Genomic DNA, 24149 nt, shown 5'->3' on the forward strand with positions numbered 1-24149 from the left:
AGGGGCCGGACGATCATCGCGATCGTCCGGCCCCTTCGTCGTGCCGCCCGTCCCTCTTCTCCGAAGGAGTCCTGTGCACGTCCTGCTGCCACCGTCCGAGACGAAGCGCGACGGCGGCGACGAGCCGTTCGTGCTCGAGTCGCTCGCCTTCCCCGAGCTCCACGCGAAGCGGCGCGAGCTGGCGGAGGCGCTGATCGCGCTGGCCGGGGACCGCGAGCTCTCGGCCCGGGCGCTGAAGCTCGGTCCGCGTCAGCTCGGCGAGATCGATCGCAACGCGGGGCTCGCGACCGCGGCAGGTCTCCCCGCGGTCGACCGCTTCGACGGGGTGCTCTTCGATGCGCTCGACGCGCGCAGCCTCGATTCCGGTGCACGGGAGGTGCTCGGTCGGACGGCGATCGTGCAGTCCGCGCTCTGGGGGCCGATCCGCGCCCTCGACCTGATCCCTGCCTACCGTCTGTCCCACGACTCCCGTGTGCCGGGCAGACCGCTCAAGCGGTGGTGGGCGGCGGAGGCCGGGCGGGTGCTGAGCGCGCTCGACGGGCTCGTCCTCGATCTGCGGAGCGAGGCGTACGCGGCGCTCGGACCGGTCCCTGCGGGCGAGGGGCGGTTCTTCGTCCGCGTCCGCTCGCGCGGGGCCGACGGCGTCCTCCGGTCGCTGAACCACTTCAACAAGCAGGGCAAGGGACGCTTCGTCAGGGCGCTGGCGGAGGACCGGGTGGCGACGGAGTCGCTCGGCGAGCTCTCGGCGTGGGCGGCCGGGCGCGGGTTCCTGCTCGCCGAGAACCGGCACACGGGAGAGCTCGACCTCGTCGTGCCGGAGTCGTAGGCGTCAGCGTCGGCGCCAGCAGCCGGTGAGGTGGTCGTCGACGACTCCGGCCGACTGCATCAGCGCGTACGCGGTGGTCGGTCCGACGAAGCGGAGCCCGGCGGCCTTCAGCGCTCGCGCGAGCGCCGTCGACCCGGGCGTCGTCGCAGGGACGTCGGCGGCTCGGACCACCCGGTCCTCGACGTCCGGATCGTGGAAGGACCACACGAGCTCGTCGAGCGCGCCCTCGCCTCTCTGCTCCAGGAGCGCGAGCACGGCCCGGGCGTTGTCCCGGGTGGCGATGATCTTCGCGCGGTTCCGGATGATGCCGCTGTCCTCCATCAGCCGCTCGACATCGGTGTCGTCGTACCGGGCGACGCGGGCCGGATCGAAGCCGTCGAAGGCCTCGCGGAACCCCGGCCGCTTGCGGAGGATCGTGATCCAGGAGAGGCCGGACTGGAACGCCTCGAGGGAGATCTTCTCGAACAGCGGGCGATCTCCGTGCAGCGGGGTGCCCCATTCCTCGTCGTGGTAGCGGCGGTACTCCGGATCCGCGCCGCTCCAGGCGCAGCGGACCAGGCCGTCCTCTCCCTCGACGAGTCCGTCGGCCGTGCTCATCGGTGGGGGATCCCCTCGTGATCGAGAAGCCAGGCTTTCGTGGCGACGCCCTCGCCCGCGCTGAAGCCGGTGATCCGTCCGTCGCTCGCGAGGACGCGGTGGCAGCCCACGATGATCGGCACCGGGTTCGCACCGACCGCTCCGCCGATCGGCCGGCCCGCCCGGGGGCGACCGGCGGCCGTGCCCAGTGCGCCGTAGGAGGTGATCTCCCCGAAGCCCAGAGCCTGGAGCCGCTGCCAGATCTCGAGCTGGAAGGGCGTGCCGCGCAGAGCGACCGGCAGATCGAAAGAGCGGCGGGTCCCGTCGAAGTACTCGTCCAGCTGCTCGACGGCCCGCAGGAGCACCGGGAGGTCCGACTCCGGGAGGTGCTCGTGCGGGAGCAGACCGGCCTGCTCGATGGCGAGCGAGACGATCGCATCGCCGTCGCTGCCCACCTCGATGCGGCCGAGGGGGCTCGTCGTCCGTCGGACGTGAAGGGGAGTCGTTCTCATGCGTCGAGAGTATCCGCGGGACTCCCCACCGACCGGCGGGAATCGGACACCGGTGCAGAACTCGGCCGATCGGTCCCTGTGGAGGGATTCCTGGGGGCCGGAGGGCGCCATCCGTGCGCCGGCGATTCGGTGTCGATGGGACCTCTCCCTCCACAGGCGGCGATCTCGAGATCCTTCCGATGATCCCGAGGGCCGTCGCTCCCGGCGGGTGCGGTGGTCGGCAGGATCGCAGCATGACCTCCTCAGCGCTCCTCCTCCGCCCCGCTCCCGCCTCGCGTGTCCCGGCCTCACCCGACGACGCCGCCCTGTTCCACGCCGCTCACGGATCCCGGCGGGGTGCGGCGGAGGCGAGCCTCGTGCTCGTCCCGTTCCGGGCCGGCGCGCCGAGCGGCTCGCTCCGCTTCGAGCTGTCGGGGGCGGATCCGTCCCTGGTCGCGCGGGCCTGCCTCGGTGCGCTCGGCCGGTTCGGGCGGGTGCGGCGAGCACTCGCGCTGGTGCATCCCGGCGAGGCGGGTCCGGAGTCGTGCGAGGGACTCGTCGCCGCCCTCGAGGAGCGTGCGCGCCGGCTCCCCGGTCTCGCCCTTCGGGTCGCCGTGCTCACGTCGTCCGGCGACGACGACGGGCTCGAGGCCGGCGACCGGGACGACCCGCGAGCGGTGGCCGCCGCGGTCGACCGTCTCCTCGACCGCCACCCGCGGGCTGAGCTGCCCGACGTGCTGTTGCGCGGTGTCGACGACCTCGTCCGGCGAGCTCTCACCGGTCCCGATCCCGAGGTCCGGCCTGCGGGCCTGGCTGCGCTCGTCGTGGCTGTGCAGCGCAGCCGCGGTGCGGACCGCGTGCTGCGGTCGGCGCGGAGCGGTGACCCCGGCGCGGCGGGAGCGCTCGCCCCGCTGCTCCGCCGTGCCGCCGTCGTCGCACCCGCGAGCGAGCGAGCCGGAGTGCTCGTCCTCCTCGCGCGGATCCTGGCCGGTGAGGGCCGTGCCGACGAGGCCGGACGGCTCGCCGACGAGGCCGTCGCTCTCGATCCGCACCACGCAGGTGCGCGCCGGGTCGCGGCCGCACTCGCCGCCGATCGGCGGGAGCGCGCCGCGTGAGGTCGCTAGAGCCGCGACCAGGCCTCGGTGAGAACGCTCCGGAGGATCTGCTCGATCTCGTCGAACTCGCGCGGGCCGATGGTGAGCGGCGGTGCGAGCTGCACGACGGGATCGCCTCGGTCGTCCGCCCGGCAGTACAGCCCCGCGTCGAAGAGCCCCTTCGAGAGGAATCCGCGCAGCAGCCGCTCCGACTCGTCCTCGTCGAACGTCTCCTTCGTCGCCTTGTCCTTCACCAGCTCGATGCCGAAGAAGTAGCCGTCGCCCCGGACGTCGCCGACGATCGGCAGGTCGAGCAGCTTCTCGAGCGTGGACCGGAAGACGGGCGAGTTCTCTCGCACGCGCTCGTTCAGGCCCTCCTCCTCGAAGATGTCGAGGTTCTCGAGCGCGACCGCGGCCGAGACGGGGTGGCCGCCGAAGGTGTAGCCGTGCGGGAAGACGACCTGACCGTGGCGGAAGGGCTCGTAGATCCGATCGCTGACGATCGTCGCGCCGATGGGGGAGTAGCCGCTGGTCATCCCCTTCGCGCAGGTGATCATGTCCGGCACGTAGCCGTACTCGTCGCAGGCGAACATGTGCCCGATACGGCCGAACGCGCAGATCACCTCATCGGACACCAGCAGCACGTCGTGCTTGTCGCAGATCTCGCGGACCCTCTGGAAGTACCCGGGAGGGGGCGGGAAGCAGCCGCCCGAGTTCTGCACGGGCTCCAGGAACACGGCGGCCACCGTGTCCGGCCCCTCGAACTCGATCATCTCCTCGATGCGGTTCGCAGCCCACAGGCCGAACGCCTCCAGGTCGTCGCCGTGCTCGGGAGCCCGGTAGAAGTTGGTGTTGGGGACGCGGAAGCCGCCCGGCACCAGCGGCTCGAACATCGACTTCATCCCGGGGATGCCCGTGATCGCGAGCGCTCCCTGGGGAGTGCCGTGATACGCGACCGAGCGCGAGACGACCTTGTGCTTGCCCGGCTTGCCCTGCAGCTTCCAGTAGTGCTTGGCGAGCTTGAACGCCGTCTCCACCGCCTCGCCGCCGCCGGTCGAGAAGAAGACCCGGTTCAGGTCGCCCGGCGCGTGGTCGGCGAGCCGGTCGGCCAGCTCGATCGCCGAGGGGGTCGCGTAGGACCACAGCGGGAAGAAGGAGAGCTCGGACGCCTGCTTCGCCGCGGCCTCCGCCAGTCGGCGCCGCCCGTGTCCCGCATTGACGACGAAGAGGCCGGACAGGCCGTCGAAGTACTTGCGCCCGGTGCTGTCCCAGATGTGGTGTCCCTCGCCGCGCGTGATGATCGGCACGCCTGCGCCGGAGTCCATCGTCGACTGACGGGTGAAGTGCATCCAGAGGTGGTCCTTCGCCTTCTTCTGCAGGGAGGCGTCGTCGATCCCCCCTTGCGCGTCGGTCCCGCGGACGGGATCGCCCGACTCGAGGCCGGAGGTCGAGAAGGCTGTCTCGGTGGTCATCTTTTACCGCGTTCCCCAGTTGTAGAACTGCTTGTGGAGCTTCAGATAGACGAAGGTCTCGGTCGAGAGCACGCCGGGAAGCGACCGGATCTCCTGGTTGAGCAGGGCGATCAGATCGTCGTCGTTCTCGCACACGACCTCGGCGAGGATGTCGAAGGAGCCGGCCGTCAGCACGACGTAGTCGACGGCGGGGATGGAGGCGAGCCGGTCCGCGACGTCGCGGGTGTCGCCGGTGACGCGCACACCGATCATCGCCTGGCGGTAGAAGCCGAGCTGCATCGGATCCGTCACGGCGACGATCTGCATGACGCCCGACTCCGTGAGCTTCTGCACCCGCTGCCGGACGGCCGCCTCGCTCAGGCCCACGGCCTTGCCGATCTCGGCGTACGAGCGCCGACCGTCGGCCTGCAGCTGCTCGATGATCGCCTTCGACACCTCGTCGAGCTGGACAGGACGCTGAGAGGGGGGGCGAGACGGGGCCATGTGGCGATTCTGGCAGTCCACGGGTGCCCGGGCAAGTGGATCCGCACGTCGGAGCTCGATCCGGCATCGGATCCGGTGGTCGGAGCGTGGTCCCGTCTGCGCGACGGACATCGGGCGACGGCGATCGCGGCCGGCTCGGCGGAGGGCCGTCAGCGACTACCATCGGGGGGCGGCCGGGCACCCCTGGAGCCGGCGGTCACGGGCCGACGGACCGGACGGCCGCGGGCCACGGGGATGCGAGGAGCAGCGATGACGCAGATCGGCCGCAGCCGCGCGTCCGTCACCGTCCCCGTCTCCGCCTGGAGCTCCGACGCACCCTCGGCCGAAGTCACCCTCGGGTGGGCCGCGCGCACCGAGACCGGCCATGTGCGCAGCGCGAACGAGGACAGCTACCTCGCCAAGAGCCCGCTCTTCGCTGTCGCCGACGGGATGGGCGGGCACGCGGCAGGAGAGGTCGCCAGCGACGCGGTCGTGTCGCGCCTGTCCACCGCGGCGCTCGGCGCGACCGTCGGAGCGGAGGAGATCGACCGGGCGCTTCGGGAGGCGGTCGGGGACATCGCCCGGCAGTCGCACACGGCCGACGTCGGCACCGGGACCACGGTCACCGGGATCGCGCTCACGGTGGTCGGGGGAGAGCCCTACTGGTCCGTCTTCAACATCGGCGACTCGCGCGTGTACCTGAGCGTCGCCGGGACCCTCGTGCAGCTCACCGTGGACCACTCCATCGTCCAGGAGCTGGTCGATGCGGGCCTGATCTCCCGCGACGAGGCCGACGTGCATCCGCACAGCAACGTGATCACCCGCGCGGTCGGCTTCCACGAGGCGCCCGTCCCCGACTACCGGCTCGTGCCCGTCCTCGCCGGATCGCGTCTGCTGATCTGCTCGGACGGACTCACGAAGGAGCTGACCGATGCCGGCGTCGGCCACCTGCTCAGCGGCACCGGCTCCGCTCAGGAGGCGGCCGACGCCCTGGTCGACGCCGCGCTGGACAACGGCGGGCGCGACAACGTCACCGTGATCGTCGTCGACGTCCTCGCGGTCACCGGCGACGAGGAGGCCGGCGCACCGGTCTGACGAGCAGCGCCCCGGCACGGGGCGGCCGCGGTCGTGGTGCCGCCGGACCGCCCGCACGCGCCGAACGGCCGTACGACGGTCCGGCGCCTGCCGGTTCGCGTCGGGTTCGGCCGGCTCGGGGCTCCCCGCGCCGGCGCTGGGTACGATGGTGAGCGGAAGGGCGTTCTCGGTGATCTGCAGCACGTGTGGCTCCAACCTCGCTCCCGGGGCGATCCTCTGCGGCGAGTGCGGTTCGTCGGTGGCGGCGCATGCCACGACGGGTGCGTCCCGCCCCTCGTCCTCCGGCGACACGACGGTCCTCGATCCGTCCCGCCGTGCCTGGCTGCCGGGCCTGGCCCCCGGCCGGCACCGGCGTCCCGCCCCAGGCGCTCCGATGGCGCCGCCCTCGCAGGGGCTCGTGCGCCTCAGCTTCGCGACCGGGCAGCACGCGATCGTGACCGGCAACGGCCTGATCGGACGCCAGCCGCTCCCGGACCCCAACGAGACGTTCCGGCACATCCTCGCGATCCCGGATCCGTCGCGATCCCTCTCCAAGACCCACCTCGAGTTCGGCTTCGACGAGGGCGGGCTCTGGGTCAGGGACCGCTGGTCGGCCAACGGGTCCGTGCTGGTCGCGCCGACCCAGGCGCCGCTCCCGCTCGAGGCCGGCCGCCGGTACCGCGCGAAGCTCGGCAGCCGGATCCTGCTCTCCTCCGTCGAGATGGCGGTCGAGCGCGTCGACGGGTCCGCCGGCGGCTCGGGACGCCCGCCCCTCACCCGCTGACGGCAGGGCCTCCGGGGACCGAATCGGCGGTCGACACGGCCTCCGGGTGCGGAATTCGTGACGATCATGTTTCCGGATGAGCGTTCTCCTCCGTTCTCCGTGACAGGTGGATGAGCGCTGTGCCAGTATTTCCCCACGTTCGGCCCCCGAGGCACGAGCCCCGACGCAGTCAGGAGCCCCCGCCATGACCCGTCCCCTCCCGAGGGATCCCGTCCTCCGCCGGGCCGTCGCCGCGGCACGCTCGCACGAGCGCGAGCGCCGGGCAGTCTTCTCGCGTCGGGCGGTCCTCGGCGGGATCGGCCTCGGAGCGGGTGCCCTCGCCCTGGCCGCCTGCGCCCCGCAGACCCGTGCCGCTCCGACCGCCGCCGCCGACGGATCGGCCGGCGACCCGCGCCTGGTGTGGGACAACTGGCCCGCCTACATGGACGAGGACGACGACGGGAACCACCCCACGCTCCAGGGCTTCGAGGAGCAGACGGGCATCGCGGTGACCTACAACGTCGCCGTCGACGACAACAACTCCTACTACGGCAAGGTGAAGGACCAGCTCGCGCTCGGGCAGTACATCGGCGCCGACACGGTCTGCCTGACGGAGTGGATGGTCTCGCGCCTGGTCCGCCGCGGCTACGTGCAGGAGCTCGACCACGCGAACATCCCGAACATCGCCAACCTCACGCCCTCGCTGGCGAACCCCGACTTCGATCCGGGCCGCCGGCTCTCCCTCCCGTACCAGGCGGGGTTCTCGGGCATCTGCTGGAACAGGGAGAAGCTGCCGAACGGCCTCTCGAGCATCGAGGAGCTGTGGGATCCGTCGCTCCGCGGCCGCGTCGGCGTGCTGAGCGAGATGCGCGACACGATCGGGCTCATCATGCTCGCTCAGGGGACGGACATCGCCGGCTCCTGGGGCGACGACGAGTACATGAACGCGATCGACGTCTTCCGCGAGCAGGTCGACGCCGGACAGATCCGCAACATCAAGGGGAACGCGTACCTCAACGACCTGCAGAACGAGGACACCCTCGCGGCGATCTGCTGGTCCGGCGACATCACCCTGATCAACGCCGAGGCCGGCGACAAGTGGGAGTTCGCCTTCCCCGACTCGGGCGGCGCACTCTGGAACGACACCTTCGTGGTCCCGATGGGCTCCGAGCGCAAGGCCAACGCCGAAGCCCTGATGAACTACTACTACGAGCCCGAGGTCGCCGCCGAGGTGGCCGCCTGGGTCAACTACATCACCCCTGTGGATGGAGCGAAGGACGTCATGGAGAGCATCGATCCGGAGCTGGCCGAGAACCAGCTGATCTTCCCCGACGAGGACACGCTCGCGCAGGCGCACGTGTTCCGGACCCTGACCGCCGCGGAGGAGAAGGAGTACCAGGCCGAGTTCCAGAAGGTGCTCCTGGGCATCTGATGGCGATCGGGACCTTCGCCGAGAGCGGCGCCGACCTCCAGCTGGTCGGGATCAGCAAGCAGTACCCGGGCTTCACGGCCATCGACTCCCTGGACCTCACCATCCCGGCGGGCTCCTTCTTCGCCCTGCTGGGCCCCTCGGGCTGCGGCAAGACGACGACGTTGCGCCTGGTCGCCGGGCTCGAGGAGCCCTCCGCCGGCCGGATCCTCATCGGCGGGCGGGACGTCACCGAGACGAAGACGTACCAGCGGCCCGTCAACACCGTGTTCCAGTCGTACGCGCTGTTCCCGCACATGTCGATCCTCGAGAACGTCGCCTTCGGCCTGAAGCGGCGGAGGATCGCCGACCCCGTCGGCAAGGCGCACGAGGCGCTCCGTCTGGTCGAGCTCGACCACCTCGCCCAGCGCCGCCCCGCGCAGCTCTCCGGTGGTCAGCAGCAGCGGGTCGCCCTCGCGCGCGCCCTCGTCAACCGGCCCGCCCTGCTCCTGCTCGACGAGCCGCTCGGCGCCCTCGACCTCAAGCTCCGCCGGCAGATGCAGCTGGAGCTCAAGTCGATCCAGGAGGAGGTGGGCCTCACCTTCCTCCACGTCACGCACGACCAGGAGGAGGCCATGACGATGGCCGACACCGTCGCGGTGATGAACAAGGGCAGGATCGAGCAGATGGGCGCGCCGGAGGAGCTCTACGAGCTCCCGCGCACCGCGTTCGTCGCGGACTTCCTCGGCCAGTCCAACCTCTTCACGGGTGAGGTGGTCGGCAGCACCGACCGCGCACTCACCGTCGACGCGGGCGGGCACCGGATCGTCGTGCCCGTCGCCCGCTGCGCCCGCACGAGCGGGGAGATCACGGTCGGCGTCCGCCCCGAGAAGCTCCTGCTGCTGACGCAGGAGCCGCCGGCGGACTCCGGCCGGAACGTGCTCGGGCCCGGCCGCGTGGTCGACGTCTCCTTCAGCGGGGTCAGCACCCAGTACACGATCCGGATGCCGGGCCTGGGCCCGGTGGTCGTCTTCGCGCAGAACATGGTCTTCGGGCCGGTCGTCGGCGAGGGAGCGGAGGTGTGGGTCGGCTTCAGCACCGAGCACGGCTTCGGACTCGCGGACGAACCGGGCTCGGTCCCGCGCTTCGAGGCGGACGACTCCACCAGCGCCATCGCCGTGCAGCGCCGGGGGCTCCTGGCCGGTCGCAGCGGGGGAGCGTAGGCATGGCCTTCGCCGCCTTCGCCACGGGGCAGGCGGATCCTCAGGACGCTCCGGTCCGCCGGCGGTCGACGATCGCGCTCGTCCTGCTGCTGCCGGGCATCGCCTACATGCTGCTGTTCTTCCTGGCGCCGCTGATCTCGCTCGTGCTCACGTCCTTCCAGGCCGAGGTGCCGGACGGGGACATCGGCGAGTACGCCCCCGGGTTCGCCTGGCAGAACTACCTCGTGGTGATGGGCGACTACTGGCCGCACGTGCTCCGCTCCTTCGGCTACGCGCTGATCGCGACGGTGCTCGCGCTGGTGATCAGCTACCCGCTGGCCTACTTCATCGGAGTGAAGGCGCGGCCCTGGCCGCTGCTGCAGAACCTGCTCCTCACGCTGGTGATCGCGCCCTTCTTCATCAGCTTCCTGCTCCGGACGCTGGCGTGGAAGCAGATCCTCGCGGACGAGAGCCCGCTCGTGCAGGCGCTCAAGGCCGTGGCGGTCCTGCCGAGCGACGGCCACCTCACGGGGACGCCGATCGCCGTGATCTTCGGCATCACCTACAACTTCATCCCGTTCATGACGCTGCCGCTGTACACGACGCTCGAGCGCCTCGACGTGCGCTTCCTGGAGGCAGGGTCGGATCTCTACGCGCACCCCGCCTCCGTGTTCTGGAGCGTGACCGTCCCCCTGTCGATGCCGGGCATCGTCTCGGGCACGCTGCTGACGTTCATCCCCGCGGCGGGCGACTACATCAACGCGAGCCGGGACTTCCTCGGCTCGTCGCAGACCTCGATGGTGGGCAACGCGATCGAGGCGAACTTCCTCACGCTCGAGAACTACCCGGCGGCCGCCGCGCTCTCGATCGTGCTGATGGCCGTGATCCTGGTCATCGTCGGCTTCTACGTGAAGCGCAGTGGAACGGAGGACCTCCTGTGACCTCGACGGCCGACCGTCCGCTCGCGAGCGCCCAGGAGGCGCTCGGCGCGCCGCCCCCCGCCCCGATCCGGGGCCGCCGCCGCTTCCGCGGCCTCGGGCTCGGCGTCTACACGGCGCTGGCGCTGCTCTTCCTGCTCATCCCGATCGGGTACACCTTCGTCTTCTCCTTCAACGACTCGGGGAAGAGCAACCTCGCCTGGCGCGGTTTCACCCTCGACAAGTGGGTGTCGGCCTGGACCAGTGAGGAGGTGATGACCGCCTTCGGGAACAGCCTGCTGGTCGGTGTGATCGCCACCGTGCTGGCCACTGCGCTCGGCACCATGATCGCCATCGCGCTCGTGCGGTTCCGCTTCCGGTTCCGGTCGGCGATCAGCCTGCTGCTGTTCCTCCCCATGGCGACTCCGGAGGTGGTGCTCGGAGCCGGCCTCGCCGCGCAGTTCCTCAGCGTGGGCGCCGAGAAGGGGCTGGTCACGATCGTGCTGGCGCACACGATGTTCTGCATCAGCTTCGTCGTGGTCACCGTGAAGGCGCGGGTGGCGAGCCTGGACCCGAAGCTGGAGGAGGCGGGACGCGACCTCTACGCGTCGCCGAACCAGGTCTTCTGGCGGATCACCTTCCCGCTGCTGCTGCCCGGCATCCTCGCCGCGGCGCTGCTCTCGTTCGCGCTGAGCTTCGACGACTTCATCATCACGAACTTCAACTCCGGATCGGTCACCACGTTCCCGAAGTACATCTACATCGCGGCGGCGCGCGGCATCCCGGCGGAGGCGAACGTCATCGCATCGGCGGTGTTCGTCCTCGCGATCCTCGTGGTGGTGATCACGCAGGTCTCCGCGGCGGCCCGGGCGAAGCGCCTCGCGCGCGAGCAGTAGCTCAGGGCGTGCCGGGACGTGCGGTCAGACGTAGGAGGCGCGGATCGCGCCGACCGGGCGCCCGCCGCCCGACACGACCGGGTTCAGCCGCACCAGCACGTCGTTCGCCGCGGTCCGGTCCACCGCGTCCGCCTCGACCAGGAGCTTCAGTGCGACCACGGTCGCGGCGCGGAGGCTCCCGTCGAGGATCTTCAGGGCGACGGTGGTGCCGTCGGGCGAGGCCATCACGAGCACGCCCTCGGCGCCGAGCTTGGCGACCAGGCCCAGGCGCTCGATAACGACGGTGTTGTCCCGGCCCGGGCCGTCGATCGCCCACGCGTTCTCGAGGATCGCGGCCGTGAGGACGCCGGCCTGGCGGTAGAGGCCGAACGGTGAGGCGGGGGAGGAGGACACGATCCGCGAGACGCCCTTCGCCAGCGCGGTCAGAGGAAGGGCGTGCACGGGAGCTCCGCAGCCGTCGATCCCCGAGGCCACGACGCGCTCGCCGGTGAGGCGCTCGATCGTGTCGACGATGTGCTGCTGCAGCGGGTGCGTCCGCTCGAGGTAGTCCTCGGTGCTCCAGCCGTTCTGCACGCAGGCCAGCAGCATCGCCGCGTGCTTGCCCGAGCAGTTCATGTAGAGCGGGTCCGGAGTGGCGCCCGCCCGCAGCAGCTGAGCGCGGGTCCCGGAGTCGCCGGGCCAGTCGGCCGGGCACTGCAGGGCGGTGTGGTCCAGGCCGGCGCGGAAGAGCAGGTTCTGCACCAGCGCCACGTGCTGGGGGATGCCGGCGTGGCTCGCGGTGGCGATGACCGCCTCCGCGCCGTTCAGCTCGACTCCGGCGGTCATCACCGCGAGGGCCTGGAACGGCTTGAGGCAGGAGCGGGGGAAGACGGGAGCCGTCGGGGTGCCGAGGCTGCGGGCGACGCGGCCCTCGGAGTCGAGGAGGACGGCGGAGCCGGCGTGGCGCGACTCGACGAACCCGGATCGCTCGACGACGGCCAGCTCGACGGACTCGGCGACGGTGAAGGTTCCTGCTGGCATCCCCCCATCCTGCCCGATGCGCCGACCGGTCCCGCGCTCCCGGAGACGCCGAAGGCCACCGGGGAGCGCCTCGGCGCCCGCGGTGGCCTTCGGAGGATCGCGCCTAGAGGGCGGCGAACGCGTCGGCGATGACCGACACGGCGTCGTCGAGCAGCTCGTCGGTGAGGGCGAGGCTCGGCAGGAAGCGGACCACGTTGCCGTAGGTGCCGGCGCTCAGCACGAGGACCCCGTGCTGGGCGGCGTAGTCGATGATCGCCTGGACCGCGACGGCGTTCGGCTCCTTCGTGGTGCCGGCGGTGCCGGGCTGCACGAGCTCCATCGCCATCATCGCGCCGATGCCGCGGACGTCGCCGATGATGTCGTAGCGCTCCTGCAGGCCTCGAAGCGCCGCGCCCAGGCGTGCGCCGATCCGGTCGGCCTCGGCGAGGAGGCCCTCGCGCTCGATGCGCTCGAAGACCGCGACGGCGGCGGCGGCGGCGACGGGGTTCCCGCCGAAGGTGCCGCCCAGTCCGCCGGCCTGCGCCGAGTCCATGATCTCGGCGCGGCCCGTCACGCCCGCGAGCGGCAGGCCGCCGGCGATGCCCTTGGCCGAGAGGACGAGGTCGGGGACGAGGCCGAGGTGCTCGCTGGCGAACCAGGCGCCGGTGCGGGCCATGCCCGACTGGATCTCGTCGGCGACGAAGACGATGCCGTTGGCCGTGCACCACTCCTGCAGTGCCGGGAGGAAGCCGTCGGCGGGGACCATGAAGCCGCCCTCGCCCTGGATGGGCTCGGCGACGAGGCAGGCCAGGGCGGACGCGCCGACGGTCTTCTCGAGGTACGAGATCGCGCGCTGGGCGGCCTCGGCTCCCGACAGGCCGTCGTGGTACGGGTACGAGCTCGGCGCACGGTGGACGTCGCTGGCGAAGGGTCCGAAGCCCAGGCCGTAGGGCAGCGCCTTGAAGTTCATGGCCATCGTGAGGTTCGTGCGTCCGTGGTACGCGTGATCGAGCACCGCGACGCCGGGGCGGCCGGTGTGCTTGCGCGCGATCTTGACGGCGTTCTCGACCGCCTCGGCACCGGAGTTGACCAGGACGGTCTTCTTGGCGAAGTCGCCGGGGGTGTGCTGGGCCAGCAGCTCCGCGACGCGGATGTAGGGCTCGTACGGAGTGACGGTGAAGAGGGTGTGCGTGAGGCGCGCGAGCTGCTCCGCGGCGGCCGCGACGACGGAGTCGTCGGTGTGCCCGATCGTCGTCACGCCGATGCCGGCGCCGAGGTCGATGAAGCTGTTGCCGTCGACGTCGACCAGGATCGCGCCGTGCGCGCGGTCGATGTAGACGGGGAGCGCGGTGCCGACGCCGGTGGGCACGACGGCGAGGCGGCGCTCGTGCAGGGCCCGGGATCGCGGCCCGGGGATCTCGGTCGCGACGCGCCGCTCCTGGGGGACTGCGGACGTGGGAACCTGGGGGGCGAGCGTGTCTGTCATGGTCCTCGGAGTCTACCCGCGGGGGTTCCGCGTCCAGAGGTCCAGACCGGCGCGACCGGCCTGATCCACCGCCGTCGAGGAGGAGCCCGATGAAGTCCGAGCACGAGTACGCGGTGTCCGTCGTCTGGGAGGGCGACCGGGGCACCGGCACGAGCGGCTACCGCGAGTACGGGCGCCAGCTGACCGTCACGGCGGAGGGCCCGGCGCCCATCCTCGCCTCGGCCGACACGCCCTTCCGGGGCGACGCCGACCGCTGGAACCCGGAGCAGCTGCTCCTCGCGGCGCTCGCGCAGTGCCACCTCCTCTCCTACCTGCACGTGGCGGTCAAGAACGGAGTCGTCGTCACCGGCTACACGGACGACGCGGTGGGCTCGATGCTGCAGGAGGGGGAGAGCGGCCGCTTCACCTCGGTGACCCTCCGGCCCCGCGTCACTGTCGCCGAGGAGTCGATGGTGGCGATCGCCCAGACGCTGCACGCCGAGGCCTCCCGGCTCTGCTTCATCGCCAACTCCGTGAACTTCCCCGTCGCCCACGAGCCGGAGGCGTCCGCGCGCTGAGGCTCAGCGGCGCTCGTGCGGGAGCGCCCGGCGGATGCGCTCGACCGTGGTCGTCGGCGGCGACTCGTTGTACGCACCGGCGAGCTCCTGCCCGGAGAGCGCGTGGACGGCCGCCATCACCTCGTCGGTGGCGTGGCGTCGGGCGCGGCCGGAGTCGGCGGAGCCGTGCCGCGAGAGGTCCAGCGGAGCCCCGAAGCGGACCGTGATCCGGTGCAGGCGCGGCACCCTCGTGCCCACCGGCTGGAGCTCCTGCGTGCCGATCATGCCGACGGGGACCACCGGCGCGCCCGTGGTGAGGGCGAGCCACGCCACTCCGGTGCGGCCCTTGTAGAGGCGCCCGTCGCGGGAGCGGGTGCCCTCGGGGTAGACGGCGAACGCCTCGTCCCGCTCGAGGATCGCCCGGCCGAGGTCCAGCGCCTCCTGAGCGGCCTGGCCGGCGCCGCGCTCGACCGCGACCGCTCCGACGCTCGTGAAGAAGGCGCGCGAGAGGGCGCCCCGCACGCCGGTCCCCGTGAAGTAGTCCGACTTGGCCAGGAACTGCACGGGCCGCGGGGCGAGCAGCGTCAGCACCGGGGAGTCGATGAACGAGAGGTGGTTGGCCGCCAGGATCACGCGTCCCTCGGCCGGGACGTTGTCGCGCCCCTCCACGATCGGCCGGTAGACCAGCCGGCCGACGCCGCCGATGGACAGGCGCGCCAGACGCGCGGAGAGGCCGATCCCCGGGGGAGTCGGCCTCTCGTGGTCGTCGTCGATCCGCATTCCGACGAAGCTACCGGGGCGTCCATGCCGCTCCGGTCATGCGGCGGATCAGCCGAACTGGGCGAGCGCCTCCTCGATGACCGTCGCGGCGTCGTCGATGAGCTCCTCGCTGATGACCACGCTCGGCATGATCCGCAGCACGCTGTCCCAGCTGCCCGCGTCGAGGACGATCACGCCGTTCGTGGTGGCGTGCTTCAGAATTGCGGTGAGCGCCTCCGGGTACTGCTTCTTCGTGCCCGGGTGGACGAGCTCGACGCCCCACATGGCGCCCTTGCCGCGGACCTCGCCCACGACCGCGAAGCGCTCGGCCCAGTCGCCGATCCGCGCCCGCAGCAGGCGCTCGACCCGCTGCGCCTCCTCCAGCAGGCCCTCGGACTCGATCGCCTCGAACGTCGCGAGCGCCGCGGCGGTGGAGACGGGGTTGCCGCCGAACGTGCCGCCGATGCCGCCGGGCTGCACGGCGTCCATGATCTCGGCGCGGCCGGTGACGGCGGCGAGCGGGAAGCCGCCGGCGATGCCCTTGGCCGTCGTGATGAGGTCCGGGACCACGCCGTGGTGCTCGATGGAGTACCAGGTGCCGGTGCGGGCGATGCCGGCCTGGATCTCGTCCGCGACGAAGACGATGCCGTTCTCGGTGCAGAACTCGGACAGGCGGCGGAAGTAGCCCGGCGCCGGGATGATGATGCCGCCGTCGCCCTGGATCGGCTCGACGAAGAGCGCGGCCAGCTCCTGCGCGCCGATGTGGGTGGTGATGTAGTCGATGGTGCGCTCGGCCGCCTCCTCGCCCGTCATGCCCTCGGGATCGCGGAACGGGTAGCTGATCGGGAGGCTGTAGATCTCGCCCGGGAAGGGGCCCATGCCCGCGCGCTCCGGCCAGGGGCGGTAGGTCATCGCCATCGTGAGGTTGGTGCGGCCGTGGAAGGCGTGGTCGAGCGTCGCGATGGCGCGGCGGCCGGTGAACTTCCGCGCGATCTTGACGGCGTTCTCGACCGCCTCCGCGCCGGAGTTGACCAGGATCGAGTGCTTCTCGAAGTCCCCGGGGGTGATCTCGGCGAGCTTCTCGGCGACCCGGACGTAGTTCTCGTACGGAGTGACGGTGAAGAGGGTGTGCGTCAGCTTCTCGGCCTGCGCGGCGGCCGCCGCGGCGACCGCGGGGTGCGCGTGGCCGATGGTGGTCACTCCGATGCCGCAGCCGAGGTCGATCAGGCGGTTGCCGTCGACGTCGACCAGGACCGCGCCCGACGCGTGGTCCATGTAGATGTTCGCGAGCGTCCCGGCGCCGCGGGAGACGCTGGCGACGCGGCGCTCCTGGAGGGCGACGGAGCGCGGGCCGGGGAGCTCGGTGACGAGCTCTCGGGACTGGGGGACCGAGAATTCACGCATGCCCCGATGGTAGGCCTGGGACCGTTCGAGGACCCGCACCCAGCGCGTTGCGAGGCGCGCCGTGCAGGATGGAGGCGATCCCCGAACGTCCACCGGCCGCCGCCGGTCACGAAAGGTGCCCCTGTGCGCAGAACCCTCGCGATCCTCGCCGTCCTCGGCGCCTCCCTGAGCCTGGCGGCCTGCACCCCCGGGGAGCCGGATGCGGCGCCGTCCGCCTCCGCCACCCCGCTCGGCTGCGCGACCGAGGGCGAGGCGACCGCCGCGGTGCAGACCAGCGGCGACTTCGCCACCAAGCCGGTCACCGTGTTCCCCAGCCCGGTCAGCGTGGACGCCACCGAGCGATCCGTCGCGATCGAGGGCACCGGCGAGGAGGTCGCCGAGGGCGACACCGTGCTGGTCGACTACACGCTCTACAACGGGACGAGCGGTGCCGAGTTCTCGGCGAGCAGCTACGCGTCCGGTGGCCGCGCGGCCTTCGAGGTCGACACCGACCAGTACCTCGCCGGCCTCGTGAAGGCCGTCAACTGCGCGACCGTCGGCTCGCGCGTCGTCGCCGTCGTTCCCCCGGCCGACGCGTTCGGCGACGCCGGGCAGAGCCAGTTCGGCATCGCCGCGACCGACTCGATCGTCATGGTCATCGACGTCGAGCAGATCGTGCCGACCGCCGCCGACGGCGAGCCGCAGCCCCCGGTCGACGGCCTGCCGACGGTGGCGCTCGCCGAGGACGGGGCGCCCACCGTCACCATCCCCTCGACCGACCCGCCCGCCGACCTGCAGCTCGCCGTCCTCAAGAAGGGGAGCGGCGCGACCGTGGCCGACGGCGACCAGCTGATCGTGCAGTACCAGGGCGTGGTCTGGGGCACCGGCGAGGTGTTCGACCAGAGCTGGGGGAAGCCCGCTCCCGCCGCCTTCGGCACCGGCGACGTGATCGAGGGCTTCAAGGAGGCCGTGGTCGGCCAGACCGTCGGCTCGCAGGTGCTCGTCACCATCCCGCCGTCGAAGGGCTACGGCGACCAGGGCAACCAGAACGCGGGGATCAGCGGGACCGACACCCTCGTCTTCGTGGTCGACATCCTCGCCATCAGCTGACCGGGAGGCGCTGGGCGCTCCGTGCCAGGATGGGCGGATGCGCAGGGTCATCATCCTCGGCTCGACCGGGTCCATCGGCACGCAGGCTCTCGACGTCATCGGTGCGAACCGCGAGCGGTTCGAGGTCGTCGGCCTCGCCGCCGGCTCGAACCGGGCGGCGGTCGCCGAGCAGGCGTCCGCGTTCGGCGTCGAGCACACGGCGTTCGGTGCGGAGGAAGCCGAGCAGCTGATCCGCTCGGTCGACGCGGACGTCGTGCTGAACGGGATCACCGGCTCGGTGGGGCTCGGCCCGACGCTCGCGGCGCTCGAGGAGGGCAGGACGCTCGCCCTCGCCAACAAGGAGTCGCTGATCGTCGGCGGCGAGCTCGTCACCTCGCTCGCCGGTCCCGGCCAGATCGTGCCGGTCGACTCCGAGCACTCCGCGATCGCCCAGGCCCTCCTCGCGGGCGAGCACCGCGAGGTCCGCCGCCTCGTGCTGACAGCGTCCGGCGGGCCGTTCCGGGGACGCGACCGCGCCTCCCTCCGCGACGTCACCCCGGCGCAGGCGCTCGCACACCCGACCTGGGACATGGGCCTGGTCGTCACGACCAACTCCTCCACCCTGGTCAACAAGGGGCTCGAGGTGATCGAGGCGCACCTGCTCTTCGACGTGCCCTACGACCGGATCGACGTCACCGTGCACCCGCAGTCGGTGATCCACTCGATGGTCGAGTACGTCGACGGCTCGACGATCGCCCAGGCCTCGCCGCCGGACATGCGGCTCCCGATCTCGCTCGGCCTCGACTGGCCGCACCGTGTCGCCGGGGTCGGCGTCCCGCTCGACTGGACCCGCTCCCACTCCTGGACGTTCGAGCCGCTGGACGAGGATCCGTTCCCCTCGGTCCGTCTCGCGAAGCGCGTCGGGGAGGCGGGCGCCTCCTACCCGGCCGTGTTCAACGCGGCGAACGAGCAGGCCGTGCAGGCGTTCCACGCCGGGCGGATCGGCTACCTCGACATCCTCGAGACGGTGGAGGCGGTGGTCGACGCGCACAGCGTCGACGGCGCGCTGACCCGCGAGTCGCTGGCCGCGGCGGAGGACTGGGCGCGCCGCACGGCGGACGAGCGGATCGCCGGAGTCTGACCAGGGGTCATCCGGACGGGCTCCGTCTCCGCGGATCCGTGTCGGCGGACGTCGCGCCGCTGATCCGCTCGGCCGCGGAGTTCATCGGATCCGTGCAGGCGCACCCCAGCGTGGACGGGCGGGCCCGGCCTACAGTGTGTCGGTGGAATCCGTGCTGCTCTTCGTCCTCGGCGTCGTCATCATCGCCGTCGGCGTCGCCCTCTCCATCGCCCTGCACGAGGTCGGGCACCTCCTCCCCGCCAAGCTGTTCGGGGTCAAGGTCACGCAGTACATGATCGGGTTCGGGCCGACCCTCTTCTCCCGGCGACGCGGCGAGACGGAGTACGGCGTCAAGGCGATCCCGCTCGGCGGCTACATCGCCATGATCGGCATGTACCCGCCGAAGCACCCGGGGGACCGGCCCACGGAGTCGAGCACAGGCTTCTTCAACGGCCTGGCGTCCTCCGAGGCCCAGCTCGAGGAGCCCCGGCGCGGCGCCTACGCCACGATGATCGACGAGGCCCGTGCCGCCAGCGCCGAGACGATCGGCGACGGCGAGGACCATCGCGCGTTCTACCGGCTCCCCGTGTGGAAGCGCGTGATCGTCATGGCCGGCGGCCCCTTCATGAACCTCGTGATCGCCACGGTCCTCTTCACCGTCCTCCTCTGCGGCATCGGGATCCCGCAGAGCACCAGCACCCTCGCCGCGGTCTCGCAGTGCGTGGTCCCGGAGTCGCAGCGCGCGACCGCGACCTGCACCGCCGACGACCCGCTGGCACCCGGAGCCGCGGCCGGCCTGCTGCCGGGCGACACGATCACGGCGATCGACGGCACTGCGGTGAGCACCTGGAACGACCTGACCCCGATCATCCAGCGCTCCGCGGGCGTCCCGCTCAGCGTGTCCGTCCAGCGCGACGGCGCCCCGCTGACCCTCACGATCACCCCCGCCGAGAACGAGGTCGCGGTGACCGACGCGAACGGCGCCCCCGTCACCGACGCCTCCGGTGCGATCGAGACGCAGACGGTCGGCTTCATCGGCATCTCGCCCACATCGGCCCTCGCGCAGCAGCCGATCACCGCGGTGCCCGAGACGGTCTGGTCGAACATCACCAGCGTCGCCCACGTCATCCTCAACCTGCCGCAGCGCCTCATCGACGTCGCCCAGGCGGCGTTCGGCTCGGAGGCGCGCGACGCCAACGGCCCGATCAGCGTCGTCGGAGTGGGCCGGATCGCGGGCGAGATCGCCGCCTCCGACCAGCTCCCCGTCGTGTCCAAGGTGCAGACGATGGTCGGCGTCCTCGCCTCGCTCAACGTCGCCCTCCTCGTCTTCAACCTGGTGCCGCTGCTCCCCATGGACGGCGGCCACATCGCCGGCGCCCTCTGGGAGGGCCTGCGCCGCCGGATCGCCAAGCTCTTCGGACGCCGCGACCCCGGCCCCGTCGACATCGCCCGCCTGCTCCCGCTCACCTACGTCGTCGTCCTCGTCCTCGGCGGCATGAGCGCCCTCCTCATCTACGCCGACATCGTCAAGCCGATCACGCTGTTCTGAGTCGGATTCCACGCCGGGCCTCGCCCGGCGTGGCGCGGTCGGCTTCTCGGGGTGGGGGCGTGGGTGGAGCGGGGTGCGGACGGCTGGGGCGAATCGCTGGGACGCGATTCACCCGTTCGCCTCGGGGGTGGCAGGGCGGGCCTCGCCCGGCGTGGTGCGGTCGGCTCTGCGAGGTGGGGTGTGGGTGGAGCGGGGTGCGGGCGGCTGGGGCCGGTCGCTCGGACGGGATCGGCGGTTCGGCTCGGGAGCGCGGCGACCGCGGATCGTCGTGAGGTCTCGGGCTGAGAGCAGGTGCGGTGGGCGGGTTCCGAGGCCCGCAGGAGGGGCGGCGGCTGGGAAGGTGCGGCGAGCGGACGAGGGGTACCGCGGCGCGCGTACGATGGGGCGCGTGCCAGCAGTGAATCTGGGTCTTCCCAAGGTCCCCATGACCCTCGCCCCCCGCCGCAAGTCCCGCCAGATCAAGGTGGGCAAGGTGCTCGTGGGCGGTGACGCGCAGGTCAGCGTCCAGTCGATGTGCACCACACCGACGACGAACATCAACGCGACCCTCCAGCAGATCGCCGAGCTCACCGCGTCCGGCTGCGACATCGTCCGCGTCGCGGTGCCGAGCCGCGACGACGCGGAGGCGCTGCCGATCATCGCCAAGAAGAGCCAGATCCCGGTCATCGCCGACATCCACTTCCAGCCCAACTACGTCTACGCCGCGATCGACGCCGGCTGCGCCGCGGTCCGCGTGAACCCCGGCAACATCCGCAAGTTCGACGACCAGGTCGGCAAGATCGCCGCCGCCGCGAAGGCCGCCGGCGTCTCGATCCGCATCGGCGTCAACGCCGGCTCGCTCGAGCCGAGCATCCTGCAGAAGTACGGCAAGCCCACCCCCGAGGCCCTCGTCGAGAGCGCCGTCTGGGAGGCCAGCCTCTTCGAGGAGCACGACTTCCACGACTTCAAGATCTCGGTCAAGCACAACGACCCCGTCGTCATGGTGAAGGCCTACCGCCAGCTCGCCGAGCGCGGTGACTGGCCCCTCCACCTCGGCGTCACCGAGGCCGGCCCCGAGTTCCAGGGGACCATCAAGTCCGCCACCGCCTTCGGCATCCTCCTCGGCGAGGGCATCGGCGACACCATCCGCGTGTCCCTCTCGGCCCCGCCCGCGCAGGAGGTCAAGGTCGGCCTGCAGATCCTCCAGTCGCTGAACCTCCGCGAGCGCAAGCTCGAGATCGTCTCCTGCCCCAGCTGCGGCCGCGCGCAGGTCGACGTCTACACGCTCGCCAACGACGTCACCGCCGGCCTCGAGGGCATGAGCGTCCCGCTGCGCGTCGCCGTCATGGGCTGCGTCGTCAACGGACCCGGCGAGGCCCGCGAGGCCGACCTGGGCGTCGCCTCCGGCAACGGCAAGGGCCAGATCTTCGTCAAGGGCGAGGTCATCAAGACCGTCCCCGAGGCCGAGATCGTCCAGACCCTCATCGAGGAGGCCAACCGCCTGGCCGCCGAGATGCCGGCCGACGACACCTCGACCGGAGCCCCGGTCGTCACCGTCGGCGCGAACTGACGACGCGGGGCGGATCGACGTGGTCCGCCCCGCACTGCGCCTCGCGCTCGTGGTCGTCGCCGCCGCGCTCCTCGCCTCCGGTGTCGCCGCGCTCCGCAGCGGCCCGTCCTCCGAGGCCGGCGAGTGCATCGACAGCCGCACCCCGCAGGACCCCTTCGGCTGCGACCGCTGGGTGCTGACCGCGGCAGAGGGGGAGACCCCGTACACGGCCTGGGTCGAGGACGCCCGCGTCCGCCTCCGCTCGGAGAGCGTCGGGGGTGCGCCGACCCTGGTCGTCGGCACGGGCTGCCTCGTGGTCAGCGCCGCCTACCGGATCGACGACGGCGTGCTGGTCCCCGGCGACGAGGTGACCGGATCCGACAGCTGCTCCGACACGCCGAGCCCCGAGGCCATCCGGCTCCGGGCGCTCCTCTCCGGCCCGATGACGATCGGCGGCACCCCCGACGACGTGCTGCTGGACGGCACGGGCGGAGCGGTCGTCTTCTCGCGGATCCCCGACTGAGGCTCCCGGCGCCCTCGCGAGCCGGGGGAGCGCAGCGGATAGGATCGTCCCTCGTGGTCACCCGTCTCTCGCATCTGTTCGTCCGCACGCTCCGGGAGGATCCCGCCGACGCCGAGGTCGCGGGCCACCGCCTCCTCGTCCGCGCGGGCTACATCCGCCGTCAAGCGCCCGGCGTCTTCGCCTGGCTGCCGCTGGGCCTGCGCGTCAAGCGCCGCATCGAGCGGATCATCCACGAGGAGATGGAGGCGGCCGGCGCCCAGGAGGTGCACTTCCCCGCGCTCCTGCCCCGCGAGCCCTACGAGCTCTCGGGCCGCTGGACCGAGTACGGCGACGGCGTGTTCCGCCTGAAGGACCGCAAGGACGCCGACTACATGCTGGCTCCCACGCACGAGGAGTTCTTCACGCTGCTCGTGAAGGACCTCTACTCCTCCTACAAGGACCTGCCCCTGTCGATCTACCAGATCCAGGACAAGTACCGGGACGAGGCGCGGCCCCGCGCGGGCCTCCTGCGCGGCCGCGAGTTCACGATGAAGGACGCGTACTCCTTCGACTACACCGACGCCGGCCTCGACGCGAGCTACCAGCGCCAGCGCGACGCCTACGAGCGGATCTTCGCCCGCCTGGGCCTGGAGTACGTGATCGTGCAGGCCGACGCCGGAGCGATGGGCGGCTCCCGGAGCGAGGAGTTCCTGCACCCCACCCCCGTCGGCGAGGACACCTTCGTCCGGTCGGCGGGAGGGTACGCGGCGAACGTCGAGGCGTACCGCACGCCCGTCCCCGCGGCGCTGCCCGTCGAGGGCCTGCCCGAGGCGCGCGTCTTCGACTCGCCCGACACCCCGACCATCCAGACCCTGGTCGACCTGGCGAACGCGACGCAGCCCCGCCCCGACGGCCGCGCCTGGACCGCCGCCGACACCCTGAAGAACGTCGTCCTCGCGCTCACCGCGCTCGACGGCACCCGCGAGCTCGTGATCGTCGGCCTGCCCGGCGACCGCGACGTCGACCTCAAGCGCGCCGAGGTGGCCTTCGCCCCGGCCGAGGTCGAGGCCGCCACGGCGGAGGACTTCGCGAAGCACCCCGGACTGGTCAAGGGCTACATCGGACCCTGGTCGGCCGAGGGAGCCGTCCTGGGCGAGGAGTCGGCGACAGGCGTCCGCTACCTGCTCGACCCGCGCGTGGTCGACGGCACCGCCTGGATCACCGGGGCCAACGTCTCCGGGCAGCACGTCCTCGACCTGGTCGCCGGCCGCGACTTCCACGGCGACGCCACCGTCGAGGTCGCGGACGTCCGCACCGGCGACGAGGCGCCCGACGGCTCGGGCCCGATCGAGACCGCCCGCGGCATGGAGATCGGCCACGTCTTCCAGCTCGGCCGCAAGTACGCCGACGTCCTCGGGCTGAAGGTGCTCGACGAGAACGGGAAGCTCGTCACCGTCACGATGGGCTCCTACGGCATCGGAGTGACCCGCATCCTCGCCATCATCGCCGAGGCCACCCACGACGACCGCGGACTGCTGTGGCCCGCGAACGTCGCGCCGTTCGACGTGCACGTGATCGCGACCGGCAAGGACGCGGCGGCTCTCGAGCTCGCCGAGTCGATCGGCGCCTCCCTCGAGGCCGCCGGCCGCGACGTGCTGATCGACGACCGCCCGAAGGTCTCGCCCGGCGTCAAGTTCGGCGACGCCGAGCTGATCGGGGTGCCCGTGATCGTCATCGCGGGCCGAGGAGCGGCCGACGGGATCGTCGAGCTGTGGGACCGCCGGTCCGGCGAGCGCGAGCAGCTCCCGGTCGCCGAGGCGCTCGCCCGGCTGGGCGCCTAGACCCGACACGCCGAGGGCCCCGCCACCGCTTCCCATGGCAGGCGGGGCCCTCCGTGCGTCGGCAGGATCCGCGGGTGGAACCCCGGGCCGCGTCGGGTACCCTTGAGGGCTGATCCGGGTGAGAGCCCGGCAGGCGAACGACCGCGGTCACCACCGCGGCATCCAAGTGAATAGAG

The 24149-nt window shown here is 71.9% G+C and carries 23 protein-coding genes; 15 read left to right on the forward strand and 8 right to left on the reverse strand.

Annotation, left to right across the window (positions count from 1 at the left end; translation table 11 throughout):
* The first annotated feature begins 73 nt into the window (after nt 1–73).
* Nucleotides 74–826: a peroxide stress protein YaaA gene (gene yaaA / locus GTU71_RS02740; RefSeq protein WP_159939261.1), complete on the forward strand. Its 753-nt coding sequence runs from the start codon at nt 74–76 to the stop codon at nt 824–826.
* Nucleotides 827–829: 3 nt separating this feature from the next.
* Here the strand turns inward: yaaA and GTU71_RS02745 are convergent, their stop codons facing one another.
* Both GTU71_RS02745 and GTU71_RS02750 read right to left on the reverse strand, forming a co-directional pair.
* Nucleotides 830–1423, reverse strand: a complete 594-nt coding sequence (locus tag GTU71_RS02745; RefSeq protein WP_159939262.1) for a DNA-3-methyladenine glycosylase I — start codon at nt 1421–1423, stop codon at nt 830–832.
* Nucleotides 1420–1914 (reverse strand): methylated-DNA--[protein]-cysteine S-methyltransferase, encoded by a 495-nt coding sequence (locus tag GTU71_RS02750; protein ID WP_104223029.1) that lies wholly within the window; start codon nt 1912–1914, stop codon nt 1420–1422. The genes GTU71_RS02745 and GTU71_RS02750 overlap by 4 nt, the downstream gene beginning before the upstream one ends.
* 233 nt (nt 1915–2147) lie before the next feature.
* Here GTU71_RS02750 and GTU71_RS02755 point away from each other — a divergent pair, with 233 nt between their 5' ends.
* A complete protein-coding gene (locus GTU71_RS02755) occupies nt 2148–3008 on the forward strand; it encodes a hypothetical protein (protein WP_159939263.1) in 861 nt (286 codons plus the stop codon).
* 5 nt (nt 3009–3013) lie between these two features.
* On the opposite strand, the gene GTU71_RS02760 is transcribed toward GTU71_RS02755, so the two are convergent.
* The gene (locus GTU71_RS02760) at nt 3014–4459 is read right to left on the reverse strand and encodes an aspartate aminotransferase family protein (protein ID WP_159939264.1); all 1446 of its coding nucleotides are present in this window, start codon (nt 4457–4459) and stop codon (nt 3014–3016) included.
* 3 nt (nt 4460–4462) lie between these two features.
* Nucleotides 4463–4942 carry an Lrp/AsnC family transcriptional regulator gene (locus tag GTU71_RS02765; protein ID WP_104223032.1) on the reverse strand — a complete coding sequence of 160 codons (480 nt, stop codon included), beginning with the start codon at nt 4940–4942 and terminating at the stop codon, nt 4463–4465.
* Between the two features lie 249 nt (nt 4943–5191).
* On the opposite strand from GTU71_RS02765, the gene GTU71_RS02770 reads away from it, so the two are divergent.
* The 6 genes from GTU71_RS02770 to GTU71_RS02795 all read left to right on the forward strand — a co-directional run bounded on the left by GTU71_RS02770 (nt 5192) and on the right by GTU71_RS02795 (nt 11181).
* The gene (locus tag GTU71_RS02770) at nt 5192–6016 is read left to right on the forward strand and encodes a protein phosphatase 2C domain-containing protein (protein ID WP_104225583.1); all 825 of its coding nucleotides are present in this window, start codon (nt 5192–5194) and stop codon (nt 6014–6016) included.
* Between the two features lie 373 nt (nt 6017–6389).
* Complete coding sequence (locus GTU71_RS02775) at nt 6390–6779, forward strand: hypothetical protein (protein ID WP_104237594.1); 390 nt, start codon at nt 6390–6392, stop codon at nt 6777–6779.
* 184 nt (nt 6780–6963) lie between these two features.
* Nucleotides 6964–8190: a spermidine/putrescine ABC transporter substrate-binding protein gene (locus tag GTU71_RS02780; RefSeq protein WP_159939265.1), complete on the forward strand. Its 1227-nt coding sequence runs from the start codon at nt 6964–6966 to the stop codon at nt 8188–8190.
* Nucleotides 8190–9389, forward strand: a complete 1200-nt coding sequence (locus GTU71_RS02785; RefSeq protein ID WP_159939266.1) for an ABC transporter ATP-binding protein — start codon at nt 8190–8192, stop codon at nt 9387–9389. Before GTU71_RS02780 ends, GTU71_RS02785 begins: the two co-directional genes overlap by 1 nt.
* Before the next feature lie 2 nt (nt 9390–9391).
* The gene (locus GTU71_RS02790) at nt 9392–10309 is read left to right on the forward strand and encodes an ABC transporter permease (protein ID WP_104223037.1); all 918 of its coding nucleotides are present in this window, start codon (nt 9392–9394) and stop codon (nt 10307–10309) included.
* A 65-nt stretch (nt 10310–10374) separates the two neighbouring features.
* The gene (locus GTU71_RS02795; protein WP_181027101.1) at nt 10375–11181 is read left to right on the forward strand and encodes an ABC transporter permease; all 807 of its coding nucleotides are present in this window, start codon (nt 10375–10377) and stop codon (nt 11179–11181) included.
* Between the two features lie 24 nt (nt 11182–11205).
* On the opposite strand, the gene GTU71_RS02800 is transcribed toward GTU71_RS02795, so the two are convergent.
* Together GTU71_RS02800 and gabT are read right to left on the reverse strand one after the other, a co-directional pair.
* Nucleotides 11206–12201, reverse strand: coding sequence for an asparaginase (locus GTU71_RS02800; protein WP_104223039.1), 996 nt, complete (start codon nt 12199–12201; stop codon nt 11206–11208).
* Between the two features lie 103 nt (nt 12202–12304).
* Nucleotides 12305–13666, reverse strand: a complete 1362-nt coding sequence (gene gabT / locus GTU71_RS02805) for a 4-aminobutyrate--2-oxoglutarate transaminase (RefSeq protein WP_159939268.1) — start codon at nt 13664–13666, stop codon at nt 12305–12307.
* A gap of 89 nt (nt 13667–13755) precedes the next feature.
* Here gabT and GTU71_RS02810 point away from each other — a divergent pair, with 89 nt between their 5' ends.
* Nucleotides 13756–14223 (forward strand): OsmC family protein, encoded by a 468-nt coding sequence (locus GTU71_RS02810; RefSeq protein WP_104223041.1) that lies wholly within the window; start codon nt 13756–13758, stop codon nt 14221–14223.
* A 3-nt stretch (nt 14224–14226) separates the two neighbouring features.
* Here the strand turns inward: GTU71_RS02810 and GTU71_RS02815 are convergent, their stop codons facing one another.
* Both GTU71_RS02815 and GTU71_RS02820 read right to left on the reverse strand, forming a co-directional pair.
* Nucleotides 14227–14982, reverse strand: coding sequence for a lysophospholipid acyltransferase family protein (locus GTU71_RS02815; protein ID WP_104223042.1), 756 nt, complete (start codon nt 14980–14982; stop codon nt 14227–14229).
* Between the two features lie 48 nt (nt 14983–15030).
* Nucleotides 15031–16365 carry an aminotransferase class III-fold pyridoxal phosphate-dependent enzyme gene (locus GTU71_RS02820; protein WP_159939269.1) on the reverse strand — a complete coding sequence of 445 codons (1335 nt, stop codon included), beginning with the start codon at nt 16363–16365 and terminating at the stop codon, nt 15031–15033.
* A 123-nt stretch (nt 16366–16488) separates the two neighbouring features.
* Here GTU71_RS02820 and GTU71_RS02825 point away from each other — a divergent pair, with 123 nt between their 5' ends.
* The 6 genes from GTU71_RS02825 to GTU71_RS02850 all read left to right on the forward strand — a co-directional run bounded on the left by GTU71_RS02825 (nt 16489) and on the right by GTU71_RS02850 (nt 23973).
* On the forward strand, nt 16489–17454 hold the full coding sequence (locus GTU71_RS02825) for an FKBP-type peptidyl-prolyl cis-trans isomerase (RefSeq protein ID WP_159939270.1): 966 nt from the start codon (nt 16489–16491) through the stop codon (nt 17452–17454).
* A gap of 37 nt (nt 17455–17491) precedes the next feature.
* Complete coding sequence (gene dxr, locus GTU71_RS02830; protein ID WP_159939271.1) at nt 17492–18574, forward strand: 1-deoxy-D-xylulose-5-phosphate reductoisomerase; 1083 nt, start codon at nt 17492–17494, stop codon at nt 18572–18574.
* Nucleotides 18575–18716: 142 nt separating this feature from the next.
* Complete coding sequence (locus GTU71_RS02835; protein WP_244230619.1) at nt 18717–20102, forward strand: site-2 protease family protein; 1386 nt, start codon at nt 18717–18719, stop codon at nt 20100–20102.
* A gap of 388 nt (nt 20103–20490) precedes the next feature.
* Complete coding sequence (ispG, locus tag GTU71_RS02840) at nt 20491–21651, forward strand: flavodoxin-dependent (E)-4-hydroxy-3-methylbut-2-enyl-diphosphate synthase (protein ID WP_173244694.1); 1161 nt, start codon at nt 20491–20493, stop codon at nt 21649–21651.
* 19 nt (nt 21652–21670) lie between these two features.
* Nucleotides 21671–22153 carry a hypothetical protein gene (locus tag GTU71_RS02845; RefSeq protein ID WP_104246574.1) on the forward strand — a complete coding sequence of 161 codons (483 nt, stop codon included), beginning with the start codon at nt 21671–21673 and terminating at the stop codon, nt 22151–22153.
* A gap of 53 nt (nt 22154–22206) precedes the next feature.
* Entirely contained in the window at nt 22207–23973 is a 1767-nt protein-coding gene (locus GTU71_RS02850; RefSeq protein ID WP_104352639.1) for a proline--tRNA ligase, read from the forward strand.
* Nucleotides 23974–24149: the final 176 nt, after the last annotated feature.

It is taken from the genome of Rathayibacter sp. VKM Ac-2762 (assembly GCF_009866585.1).
In the GTDB taxonomy this organism is placed as follows: Bacteria; Actinomycetota; Actinomycetes; order Actinomycetales; family Microbacteriaceae; genus Rathayibacter.